At 42.6% G+C, this 12,177-nt stretch carries 10 protein-coding genes; 1 reads left to right on the forward strand and 9 read right to left on the reverse strand.

Annotated elements, in window-relative coordinates:
- Window positions 1–413 precede the first annotated feature (413 nt).
- Entirely contained in the window at window positions 414–1,496 is a 1,083-nt protein-coding gene (gene rsgA / locus OQE68_RS25290; RefSeq protein WP_180567117.1) for a ribosome small subunit-dependent GTPase A, read from the forward strand.
- A gap of 64 nt (window positions 1,497–1,560) precedes the next feature.
- Here the strand turns inward: rsgA and OQE68_RS25295 are convergent, their stop codons facing one another.
- The 9 genes from OQE68_RS25295 to xdhA form a co-directional block, all read right to left on the reverse strand.
- Window positions 1,561–2,802 carry a urate hydroxylase PuuD gene (locus tag OQE68_RS25295; protein ID WP_180567118.1) on the reverse strand — a complete coding sequence of 414 codons (1,242 nt, stop codon included), beginning with the start codon at window positions 2,800–2,802 and terminating at the stop codon, window positions 1,561–1,563.
- Between the two features lie 56 nt (window positions 2,803–2,858).
- Complete coding sequence (locus OQE68_RS25300) at window positions 2,859–3,365, reverse strand: ureidoglycolate lyase (protein WP_180567119.1); 507 nt, start codon at window positions 3,363–3,365, stop codon at window positions 2,859–2,861.
- A 25-nt stretch (window positions 3,366–3,390) separates the two neighbouring features.
- The gene (gene uraH / locus OQE68_RS25305; protein ID WP_180567120.1) at window positions 3,391–3,732 is read right to left on the reverse strand and encodes a hydroxyisourate hydrolase; all 342 of its coding nucleotides are present in this window, start codon (window positions 3,730–3,732) and stop codon (window positions 3,391–3,393) included.
- Window positions 3,729–4,292, reverse strand: coding sequence for a 2-oxo-4-hydroxy-4-carboxy-5-ureidoimidazoline decarboxylase (uraD, locus tag OQE68_RS25310; protein ID WP_180567121.1), 564 nt, complete (start codon window positions 4,290–4,292; stop codon window positions 3,729–3,731). The genes uraH and uraD overlap by 4 nt, the downstream gene beginning before the upstream one ends.
- Window positions 4,289–5,317 carry an allantoicase gene (gene alc / locus OQE68_RS25315; protein WP_180567122.1) on the reverse strand — a complete coding sequence of 343 codons (1,029 nt, stop codon included), beginning with the start codon at window positions 5,315–5,317 and terminating at the stop codon, window positions 4,289–4,291. The genes uraD and alc overlap by 4 nt, the downstream gene beginning before the upstream one ends.
- A gap of 167 nt (window positions 5,318–5,484) precedes the next feature.
- Window positions 5,485–6,873 (reverse strand): allantoinase AllB, encoded by a 1,389-nt coding sequence (allB, locus tag OQE68_RS25320; RefSeq protein WP_180567123.1) that lies wholly within the window; start codon window positions 6,871–6,873, stop codon window positions 5,485–5,487.
- A gap of 155 nt (window positions 6,874–7,028) precedes the next feature.
- Window positions 7,029–7,889, reverse strand: coding sequence for a xanthine dehydrogenase accessory protein XdhC (gene xdhC / locus OQE68_RS25325; protein ID WP_180567124.1), 861 nt, complete (start codon window positions 7,887–7,889; stop codon window positions 7,029–7,031).
- Window positions 7,889–10,348 carry a xanthine dehydrogenase molybdopterin binding subunit gene (xdhB, locus tag OQE68_RS25330; RefSeq protein WP_180567125.1) on the reverse strand — a complete coding sequence of 820 codons (2,460 nt, stop codon included), beginning with the start codon at window positions 10,346–10,348 and terminating at the stop codon, window positions 7,889–7,891. The genes xdhC and xdhB overlap by 1 nt, the downstream gene beginning before the upstream one ends.
- On the reverse strand, window positions 10,341–11,789 hold the full coding sequence (gene xdhA, locus OQE68_RS25335) for a xanthine dehydrogenase small subunit (RefSeq protein ID WP_219339926.1): 1,449 nt from the start codon (window positions 11,787–11,789) through the stop codon (window positions 10,341–10,343). The genes xdhB and xdhA overlap by 8 nt, the downstream gene beginning before the upstream one ends.
- Window positions 11,790–12,177 lie beyond the last annotated feature (388 nt).

Here is a 12,177-nt window from a genome sequence, read left to right on the forward strand (position 1 = left end):
CTATACTCAAAGCGTCGAGTTTTTAGGAGCGGCTGTCGAGTAATGAGGTTCCTTGAGCCTATGAGTAATATTCATTCGAGAACAGTATAAATGAGAACAGTATAAATAGGAGAAGATAACATGATGGTTATGAATTTGATTACTGATATTGTGTTAACAAGGAAAAACACTAGCGCGCAAGGGTATTGGTCTTCATAGTGTGTAGATGATTACCGTTTAATCTGACGGTAAGCAAGCAGTAATACTTTTCTGATTCCCTTCTTTACTTGTATAGCTCTTTAGTTATATAGCTCTTATACAAGTGCTTCGCTATTCTGGTGTTTTTCCTGTTCAAAAACGGCTTCTTAATTTCGTGGCATTTTATGCTGTTAATGGCATAGATGCAGTGTTTTCTTACGACAGGAGAAAGTGTCGTGCAATTGGACAGATTACGTCGTTTTGGTTGGAAAGCATTTTTTATGCAGCAGTTATCACTGGTAGAGTGGGATAACTTTATTCCTGCACGGATATGCAATATCCAACGTGATCGTATTTTCGTTGAAACTGAACAAGGCAAGCAGCTGTTGCGAATAGGCAAACAGGACTGTCCAATCAGTGCTTGGCTAGCGGTTGGTGACTGGGTGATGGCTGAAGAAAAAGAGGACTGCCTTTGGCTGACGCGTTTATTGGATAGGAGCAGCTTATTGCGTCGACAAGCCGCAGGGCAACAAACTAGGGAACAATTATTAGCAGCTAATGTTGACACTATGCTGGTAGTGACTTCGCTAAATCAAGATTATAACCTGCATCGTTTGCAACGGTATATTATGGTTGCTCATGATGCAGGACTTGAGCCTGTGGTGGTATTTACTAAGGCAGACTTGGTTGAAAACCCTGAAAACTGGGTAGCTGAAGTTGGCCATGAGCTGAACTTAAATGCGGTTGCAGTGAATGGTTTGGACTCACAAGACGTAAGCCGTCAACTGGCCCCATGGCTAGTGCCTGGTGAAACGTTGGTATTAATAGGTTCTTCAGGGGTTGGTAAATCCACCCTGATTAATGCAATTCTGGGTCAACAGGTGCTGGATACGGGAGGTATTCGTAAGAATGATGATAAAGGACGTCATACGACAACAGGCCGATATTTACTACATACTGAAACTGACGTGAATATTATTGATACGCCTGGAATGCGGGAGGTTCAGTTATGGTTGGAGGAAGGGCAGCTGGCTGAAGTGTTTGACGATATTTTACAACTGGCTAAACAGTGTTATTTCAGAAACTGCCAACATGGAGAAGAACCGGGTTGTAAAATACAGTCTGCGCTTGAGACTGGCTTGCTAAGTCTAGATCGTTGGCAGCATTATTTAAAACTGCAAAAAGAAGAAGCGCATCATTTAAGGCAGGCTCAGGGTATTGCAGCCCAGCGGCAGCACTTTAAGTCGTTTGCGAAAACGGTGCGATCACATCAAACTGAAAAGTGGCAACTAAAAACAGGTAAAGTGAAGCCATCTTAACTACCACTAGCGAAAAAACTATTCCTCAGCGTTGACCTATTGAGGAATAGTTGCTGTTGCGTTGCTAACTAGCTGGCGCTCCCTGAGCAATCCAGCGAGCGATTAACTCCCTCTCTGGTTGAGTCATTCCAGTTTTATTCATAAAAGGCATGTCTGTAGCGTCAATAACTCTGGCTTTTATTCGAGGAGCCCATTGTTGCATTGCTAAAATGTCGTCTAATAACACACCACCTGGCGCTATCCGAAAAGTATTATCAGTCGGTTTTATTGAGTGACAACTTGCGCAGCGATTCTTCAATACTTGTTCAATTTGAACAACGTCAACAATAGCGGGTTGATGGTGTTTTTCAACCATGGTGGTGTGTGCTTGAGCAGGGCTAGTGGGTTTAGATGTAAATAAGGCAAAAGGAGCCATACTAATCGCTAATACAACGGTTGCAATTCCAGCCCCAATTAAAATGCCTGGCTTGTGGATTCCTTTGTGACGTAATACAAAATATTGCCTGCTAATAGCAGTGATTACAATAATGGCAATTAAAATGGCCCAATTATAGGCATGGCTATAGGTTATTGGATAATGGTTGCTGATCATAATAAAAACCAACGGTAGTGTGGTGTATGTATTATGAGTTGAGCGTAATTTTGCTTTAGCCCCCCATTGAGGATCAGGCATTTTACCGGTTTTTACTGCCGTAACGAGTGCTTGTTGAGACGGAATAATAATGCGGAATACATTGCCTACCATAATGGTGCCAATAACAGCACCCATATGAATATAAGCTCCTCGGGCGCTGAATGTATGGGTCAAAAAGTAAGCAAGGGCAGTGGCTAAGGTGAGAAGGACAATACCTAATATTCCACCCTGTTTGGCTAGCTTGGAATTACATAATAAATCATAACAAAACCAACCACCAATAATGACTGTTAGGCCAACGCCAATAGCCTGCCATTGGGTCAGATCAGCGATTCGCTTATCAATTAAATAGACCTCAGCACCAACGTAATACATAAGGGCTAATAAAAAAAAGCCAGTTATCCAAGTAGTGTAGGCTTCCCACTTAAACCAATGTAAAGTGGATGGCATGGTGCGTGGTGCCAGCTGATATTTAGCTACTTCATAAAAGCCTCCCCCATGAATAGCCCATAAATCCCCTTTAATGCCTTGATCGATTTTCCATTGAGGCGGTTTTTCTAAATGATTATCTAACCAGATAAAATAGAAAGATGCGCCTATCCAGGCGATACCCGTGATAACATGTAAAAATCGCAATAATAGGTTGAGCCATTCGGTCAGATACGGGTCCATTTTTAGCTACCACTCGTCCATTGTGAAATTAGTGTGTTGAATTATTAGCGGTGCCCTTAAGAGAGTTCAATGATTATCTGTTGGTCTGTGGGTAAATAGACCTCTTCACAATTATTACCTTTACCTCCTCGATCGATGACTAAAAAATCACTGGTATGCTGTAATGCTAAACAGAAGTGATGCCAGGTACCAGGATGATAATTAACGCCTTGCCAGGGTTGTGCTAAAAAGACTTCAATTGCAGTCATATCAAATGGGCCTTTGGGAGCGACTGCCACTAAATAGGGGTATTGGCTAAGGGGATAAAAAGTCTGGCTTGATAGGGGGTGGTGTTCCATTACCGTGAGCTTGACTGGTACAGACAAAGGCTTGGAACGAAAAATACTCAGTAATGGTGTCCCATTACAGGCAGATGCATCAATGGTCGCTAAGTCGTGAAAGCGTTGAGTGTAACCCTGATTAATCATTAAAAAAGGTGTTTCCTCGTTGACTTCAATTAGGTCGCCAAAAGGAGCAAAGCCAGCCTTGGTTAAAGGCTTAGGTTGAATGGTTGGGTTGTGCATAAGGTGGCATTTTACGTATGAATCATTAGCTACCACGATAAGTCGTGTAACCATGGGCAGACAGCAATAAGGGAATATGATAGTGATCACGATCCCCATTAATACGAAACACAATGTCTACATAGGGATAAAAGACAGTTGTTCCTTGGTACTCAAAATAGTTTTGGGTGTCAAAGTGCACTCGGTAAGTGCCTGCAGGTAAACGTTGATCTGGGGGAAGTAAGTCTAGAATGCGACCATCATGATCCGTTTTCCCCTGAGCTAACATTTCCCAGCCATGTTCAGTTTGCCAACTCAAATGAATCGATAGATTAGGGGCGGGGCGACCATGAGTGGTGTCCAATACATGGGTGGTAATTTGGCTCATATTAATTTCTCCAAGCGAAGACGAGTAATTTTCTGTTGTTCAGTCGCTGCATTGTTTAATTCTGTTTGACGGTCATTTAATAGACGTTGTTGTAATAGTTGCAGCATTTGCTCTGCAGACTTTCCGGTAGCACACACAAGAAAGATAAACCCAAATTTTTGCTCATAGGCTTGATTGTTAGCGGCTAATGCTTGCAATGTGTATTCTGCTGCTTCGTGGATACTGGCTTGTTCATGGTTGGCGAATGACTGAGTATGTGCATATTTAGCGCGTAAGCTGTGAATATCACCAATTTGGGGATGGCCTGAAAAGGCTTCCAAGTAATCGGCTTCTGTTAGGTTTTGCCAGTGATATTCAGCTTGTTGGAAAAGCTGGTTGTGGTTAGCAAAAGGGCGACTTGCCACCATTTTTGTTACCCAGATAGTTGATGTACAACACTGACTGAATAAGCGGAGAGCATCAGTTTCGGCTAATTGATTTATGGCCGCTATCTTATTTGAATCTGCTTCTAGGGTCGAGGCTGTTTGTAGTGTTTCCTTAGAGGCAGGAATAGTACTCATAAAAGATCCTCTTTACGGTAGCCAAATACTCGCAGCCGGCTAATACCTCCGTCGGGAAAAATATTCAGGCGAACATGAGTAAAGGTTTGCCTGGGATCCGCTATAATTTCGCTAATCAATAAATGTTCATGGTGAGCCATGAGTTTGGTGTCAGGAATAATGGTTTGCCAGTTTTTATTCTGATAAAAGTCATCGTTGTGTGCAGTGATTGCTTCCAGTGAGAATCGGTCGGGGTAGTTACCTTTAAAATGGTTGGTATCAACAATGACTTTATTAATACTCCCTTCAGCTCCTAATTTAATAATCACCCAGTCGTATTGATTATCTCGTCGTCGTTTGGTTTCCCAGCCATCGCTCATATTGGTAGCACGCCCAGGCATCAGTAAGTTATTTTTATCGCTAAAAAACATGTCACTACACTGAATAGCCTGGCCTCCATTGGTGATGGCTGCTAGATCGACTAATTCACCAGTTAACACAGAACTCCAGGTGATGTGTGGTTGACCATAAACACGTAATCGAGCAACTCCGCCATCAGGATATATATTCAACCGCACATGGCTCCATGGGGTTAAACTGGGAATACGAAACAGGTTTTGGCTATGGGCTTCTACCAGTCTTTGAGGGAGTATTTCAACCCATTCAGGATGATTTTTGCCAGCAAAACCGTCATCATTAAGACAGGCAGCGTCTAACGAAAACGCTAACGGCGCATTGCCACGGAAATGGTTGGTATCTACATCAATACCTTTAATAATACCTGGAATACCTAACCGTAAAATACACCAATCATGGTCTCGGCCATTATCTCGGCCAAAACTGCGCCGGGATTCCCAACCATCCATCCATTTACCCCGATCCGTATATTTATCAGCAATAAACACGCCACGACCAGGCTTAATTAAATTTTCCATTGGGGCAAAAAAATCGTCACTGCAAGTAAGGGTTTCTCCACCCACCCGTTCAGCAGCAAGGTCAATCAGCGACCGGGTAAACTCAGTATGTAATGGGTTATCAGTTATCATTGTTTTTCCATTAAATTAGGGCCAGATAGAGGATCCAGAACACGCAGTAAATCCATCCATGGATGCTCTAATCGGCATCCATGCCTCATAAGGTTCAGGTTCCTCTATCTAGCCCATTACAGCTTAGAAACACTAAATGCCAATTAAGTAGTAAGTAATATTTTGAACTATTCATTTTCTTTTAATAAAGGCCTGCCAAATGGGCCATTTATAAATAAACCATTATTGTCTTTATTCTTTGCATAAATGATTTCACCTCGTAAGTAAGTGGTTAGTACTTCACCTGTCACTCGTTTGCCAGCATAAGGGGTTATTTTATGACGGTGTTTAATCAGCTTCTGGGTGATTGGGTAATGAACGGCTGGATCGAATACGAATAAGTCTGCTTGATAACCAGGGGCAATCCGGCCTTTAGTGTGTCCTAGACCAATAAAATCTGCTGGGGCTGAGGCCATCCAATGGGCGATATCAACCAAGGTAAAGCCCTGTTTGTTGGCTGCTGACCAAATCAAGGGTAAACCAAACTGTAAGGCAGAAATGCCACCCCAGGCTTGCTCAAGATCACCACTGTCAATATGCTTCAGTTGTGGGGTACAAGGGGAGTGGTCCGATACGATAAAATCAATTAGTCCTGCTTTTAAACCATCCCACAACAGTTGTTGATTACCATGCTCTCGAATGGGGGGGCAGCATTTAAACAACGTTTTCCCATCGGGGATTGATTCTGCATCCAACGTTAAATAGTGAGGACAGGTTTCTGCGGTAATATCCAGTCCATCTCGACGGGCCTGGGCAATAGTGGGCAACGCTTCAGCAGACGACAAATGCACAATATGAATACGACTGTTGAGTCCTTTTGCTTTTGCATCAGCACAGAGTTGTACCAATAAATTAATGGCTTCATTTTCCCAGTGCTTGGGGCGGGAAGCTAAAAAGCTTTGGTAACTGTTACCGATAGTAGGGGGTGGCTGGTTATGCTGATCCAACTCTTTATGTAGGTCCAACTCCGCATGGATTAAATAAGGCACATGATATTTTGCCAGGATGGGAATAGCTTTACGCATGTCGGCTGCTGAAACAGGAGGGAATTCTTCAATACCTGAGTCGATTAAAAAAGATTTAACCCCTAATACCCCTGCTGCTAATAACGCTTCTAAGTCTTCAATATTGCTGGGTACAACACCCCCCCAAAAGCCACAATCTACCCATAGTTTGTTTTTAATGGCGTGCAGTTTTTCGTTGAAGGCCGTTTCCGTCGTAGTCACAGGAATACAGTTAAGTGGCATATCCACCAGTGTAGTAATACCACCTGCCGCCGCCGCTTGGGTGGCGGTGTTAAAACCTTCCCAATCAGTGCGGCCGGGCTCATTAATATGCACATGAGTATCAACCAGGCCAGGCATTAATACTAACTGCCCTAAATCTTCAATAGGACATTCGACACTAGTTGTATACTCCGTTACTGCCTGGATTAACCCATGATGAATAATCACCGTTGCTGGCTGAATACCATTTGGAGTGACCACCTGTTGGCTACGAATAGCAAAATGATTCAATAATCAATACCCCTGAATGCATATAAAGTTAAACATAAGGTTTTATTTTATGAGTTATTTGTATAGGGCTAGATGAAGGATACAGAACACGCAGCAAGTCCATCCCTGGATGCTCTAATCGGCATCCATGCCTCATAAGGTTCTGTATTCTTCATCTAACCTTTAGCTGTAACTTCTGTTACTAATGACTTTAATTGCTGCCACTGGATTCCTTGTTGCTTTTCTTGCTGTTTATCATTGTTCGATTGGTGTTGTTGATAATGGTTGATAATTTCACCTGCAATGGAAACCGCCACTTCCATGGGGCGTTTACCCGGCACTTCATTCAGTCCCACTGGGCACTGAATACGACTGATGATGTTGTCATCAAATTTTTTGTGGGTTAAGCGCTGTTTAAAGCGTCGCCATTTTGATGTTGAACCAATCAGGCCTAAATAACTAAAATGGTTACGCTTTAAAATGGTCTCACAAATGTCGTAGTCTAATTGATGGCTGTGAGTCATCACCAAAAAATAACTGTTTGCAGGCATAAGGTGGACTTCATCTGCCGGATATTTGCTAGTAATTGTTTTAACATTATTAGGAGTAGCTAACGGAAATTGATCAGGCCGACTATCCACCCAGCTAACCTGACAAGGTAGTTCACCTAAAATTGAAATTAAAGCCTTTCCCACATGACCAGCACCAAATAACATAATACTCACTTGGCGGGCACTGAATTGTTCAAACAATACGATAGTGCTGCCTCCGCAACATTGTCCCAGGGAAGGGCCTAAAGGAAAATACGCTAGGTGTTGCTGAGGTTGTTGTTCTGCCAACATTTTTTGTGCAGTGGCAATAATCTGATATTCCAAATGACCACCACCAATCGTATCGTATGTTGTATTGACACTGACTACCATTTTTGTGCCAGAATCTCTTGGTGTAGAACCGCGGGTCGCTAATAGTGTTACTAACACAAAAGCATCACCTGATGTATTAAGTTGATTAACGGCCTCTACCCAGTTCATGCTCATTAACGACCTGCTTTGCTTGCGGTTTGGATTAACTCAACAGCTTGTAAGACACGCTCTGGTGTTGCAGGTGTGTGTAGTTGGGGGCTAATGGTGTAACCAGATAAACTGGAAATGGCATCTCGAATAGCTGACCAAACAGAAATAGCCAGCATAAAAGGCGGTTCTCCTACCGCTTTAGAGTGGTAAATTGTGGCTTCTTGATTAGTGCTTTCAAACAGTTTTACACGAAAGTCGAGGGGTGAATCACTAATGGCTGGAATTTTGTATGTGGCAGGGCCGGTAGTCATTAATTGTCCTTGGCTATTCCATACCAGTTCTTCTGTTGTCAGCCAGCCCATTCCTTGGATAAAGCCACCTTCAATTTGGCCAATATCAATAGCTGGATTAAGGGACTTACCCACATCATGCAAAATATCCACTCTCAATACTTTATATTCACCTGTGAGGGTATCAATCAACACCTCTGAGACGGCTGCACCACTGGCGAAGTAAAAAAAAGGTCGACCCGCAGCTTTATTGCGGTCGTAATGAATTTTTGGGGTGCGATAATAACCCGTGGCTGACAGTGAAACTCGATTACGATAAGCAAGCTGTACTAGCTCAGCAAAATTGAGGGTGTTTTCACCAAATCTGACGTGGTTATTGATAAAAACAACCTCTGTTGGTTCAATTGTAAAATGTTGAGCGACAAATTCAATTAAACGCTTTTTAATAATTTGTGCTGCATTTTGTGCTGCTTTACCGTTAAGGTCAGTGCTAGAAGAAGCGGCAGTTGGCGAAGTATTTGGGACTTTATCTGTTCGGGTGGCTGACACGCAAATGGTATCAATGTCCACCTGGAACTCTTCTGCAACAATTTGAGCCACTTTGGTCAACAGACCTTGCCCCATTTCGGTACCACCATGGTTTAAATGAATGCTGCCATCGGTATACACATGTACTAAGGCTCCTGCTTGATTCAGGTGTTGTACAGTAAAGGAAATACCAAACTTGACGGGGGTTAATGATAGCCCTTTTTTTAGAACTTCATTTTGTTGGTTAAAAGCAACGATTTGCTTACGACGCTGCTGGTAATCGGCACTTTGTTCTAGCTGATTAACCAGCTCAGGAATAACATTCTGCTCCACCACCTGATAATAGGGGGTGGTGTGTCGAGAGCCTTCAGCGGGTTGTTTTATATGAAAGCCTTCAGCAGGTTTTATATAATTAGCGCCCTCAGTAAGTGATGTTTTATGAAAGCCTTCCGTAGATGAAGTCCTTGTTTTGCAATAGCCGTCATAAAAATTCATTTTACGAATGCTTAATGGGTCTTTACCTAAGTAGCGGGCAATATCGTCAATTGCCGCTTCAATGGTGATCATGCCTTGAGGGCCGCCAAACCCACGAAAGGCGGTATTAGATACTTTATGTGTCTTACAGCGGTTACCAATAATTTTGACTTGATCAAGATAATAAGCATTATCTGCATGGAACATCGCACGGTCGACAATAGCATCGGATAAATCGGGGGAGTAACCACAGTCACCATTTATGGTAATTTCAGCACCTAAAATGCGTCCTTGGTGGTCAAAGCCTATATGATAATTATTGTCAAAGGGGTGGCGTTTGCCTGTCATAATCATATCATCGCCCCGATTTAAACGAAGTTTTACAGGCTGTTGAGTTATTTTGGCTAACAAAGCAGCTAAACAAGCCCAAGGGGCCGCTTGAGTTTCTTTGCCTCCAAAGCCTCCCCCCATTCTGCGCATATCCACGGTGACTAAGTTAAAAGGAATCCCCAATATTTCAGCCACCAGTTTTTGCACTTCTGATGGATGTTGACTAGACGTCAGTATTAGCATTCCGTCATCTTCTGTAGGGATAGCGTTAGCGACTTGGCCCTCTAAATAAAAGTGTTCTTGTCCTCCAATCACTATACGACCAGTTATGTTATGTGGAGCATTGGCAATAGCTTCGGTAGCATTATTTCTTTTCATGATGTGGGGCGGGCGGACGAAGCTTTGTTGTTTTAATGCATCGGTAATATCGAGAATGGCTGGTAGCGGTTCGTATTCAACCAGGGCTAATTGAGCAGCTTGTAAGGCTTGTTGATGGGAGAGGGCGGCTACGGCAAACAGGGGTTGTCCATAAAACTCGATAGTGTCATCAACCAACAGTTTATCACCTGGATATACGGGGCCAATATCTAATTGGCCGGGTACATCACTGGCAGTTGCCACTGCAACCACTCCCTCGGCTGCATAGACAGCCGTTAAATCCATTGACTTTATTTTGCCGTGAGCAATTTGACTTTTACCAACCGCTGCATGAAGTTGATTTGCTGCACTGATTTGGTCATCAACATATATCGCTTCACCAGTGACATGCTTATGGGCACTTTCATGTTTTTCCGCTTGCCCAACTGCTCCTTTAATAGGAGAAGTTACTTGAGTCATATCAAGTTCAGTTAGTTTACGCATAATCTGTTATCCTGATAATAGAAGAAGGGTTACTCACTTCTAAAAAGCACTTCCATAACAGATTTTGAGCGACTTGCATGCGATAGTTTGCTGATGCTCTAACATCACTTAGAGGTTTAAAATCCTGGGTTAATGTTGCTGTTGCTGCGGTAATGGTTTGAGCCGTCCATGGTTGATGAAGCAATGCAGTTTCACAATGGCTGGCCCGCTTGGGAATTGCAGCCATTCCTCCAAAAGCAATATGAATATCTTTTATCTGGTTGTCTTTCAATTTTATATAAAAAGCACCCAATATCGCTGAAATGTCATCATCGAAGCGCTTCGATATTTTATATATTTTTAATTGATAGCCAGGCTTGGCCTTTGGGATGTGAATAGCTTGAATAAATTCACCGGGTTGTAAATCAGTCACCTTATAATCGAGGAAGTAATCAGCAATCGCAATCTGGCGACTACTATTTGCCTGGCGTAAGGTCAGGCAAGCACCAACGGCAATGAGCACGGGTGGCATATCACCAATGGGAGAGGCATTGCCAATATTACCGCCAATGCTTCCTTGATTACGAATTTGCTGTGAGCCAAGCCGTTCCAACATTTTAGTTATTTCTGGGTATTGTTTTTCCAATAGTTGAAAACAATGGTTGTAAGTGACAGCTGAGCCAATGATTACAGTATCGACGGTTTCTTTGATAGTGGTGAGTTCAGCAACATTTCCAAGGTTAATAAGCGTATTAAACTGCTGCTGTTGTTGAGTAACTAACAACGCTAGGTCTGTACCTCCTACTAGTAATCGGGCATCAGGGTAATGTTGTAGAAGATCTATCAGTTGTCGAATGGAGCGAGGAGCAAAATACTGATTGTGCCCATCCGTTAAACTCGTGATTTGATCTGTGTTTATTGATTTTAATTGGGCAACAATAGAAGCGGATTGTTGGTCACTGGCTTGAGGTGGAGGGAACTTAGCCACATGGGCTGCTGCATTCACAATGGCCCGATAGCCCGTACATCGGCATAGATTGCCTGATAACGCAGTGAATATTTGCGTTTTGGAAGGTACAGGATAATTTTTTGCCAGTGCATACAAGGACATTACAAAACCGGGGGTGCAAAAACCACATTGGGAGCCGTGAAAGTCAACTATAGCCTGCTGTACGGGATGAAGCTGGTTGGTCGCTTGTAAACTTTCAACGGTAACTAATTGTTTACCATGTAAGCTGGCAAGAAAAGTAATGCAAGCATTAATAGACTTATAATGAAGTGTTTCACCGACTAGTTCACCTACCACAACGGTACAGGCTCCGCAGTCCCCAGAGCCACAGCCTTCTTTGGTTCCGCAACGGTTTAAATAGTGACGCAAATAGTTAAGTACCGTGGTATTAGGGTTTATGTTTTCGACTGTCTGCACGGTGTCATCAAGCAGAAACTTTATTATCTTGGGCATATTATTAGTTTATTATTACTTCCCTGTTTCTTATTGCAGCACTCGCTTTCAGTAGTCTGTTTCAATCAACAAACTGGGCCATATAACATTTGGCACACTGCTTTCCGTAGTTTTTAGGTAATATAATGCTTTATTATGGTGCTAATCAAGTCTGATTTTGAAGGTTTAATGACAACCTTTTGGTGGATGCTTAAATTGACCGTTTTTGCCAGTTAACTTGTAAACATCTATTGACAGCGTTTAATTCTTTAATGGCTAGACCCTGTCAGTTAGCAATGAGGCAAAGTATATGGAACTCGTCTATGGTAATAGTGGCATTATTGAGACGATAAATAAGTAGGGTCTTTGTAATGTTAAAACACCACAATTGACCAAGAAACTAAAAGGA

The sequence above is a fragment of the Spartinivicinus marinus genome (genome assembly GCF_026309355.1).
GTDB classification, from domain to species: Bacteria; Pseudomonadota; Gammaproteobacteria; order Pseudomonadales; family Zooshikellaceae; genus Spartinivicinus; species Spartinivicinus marinus.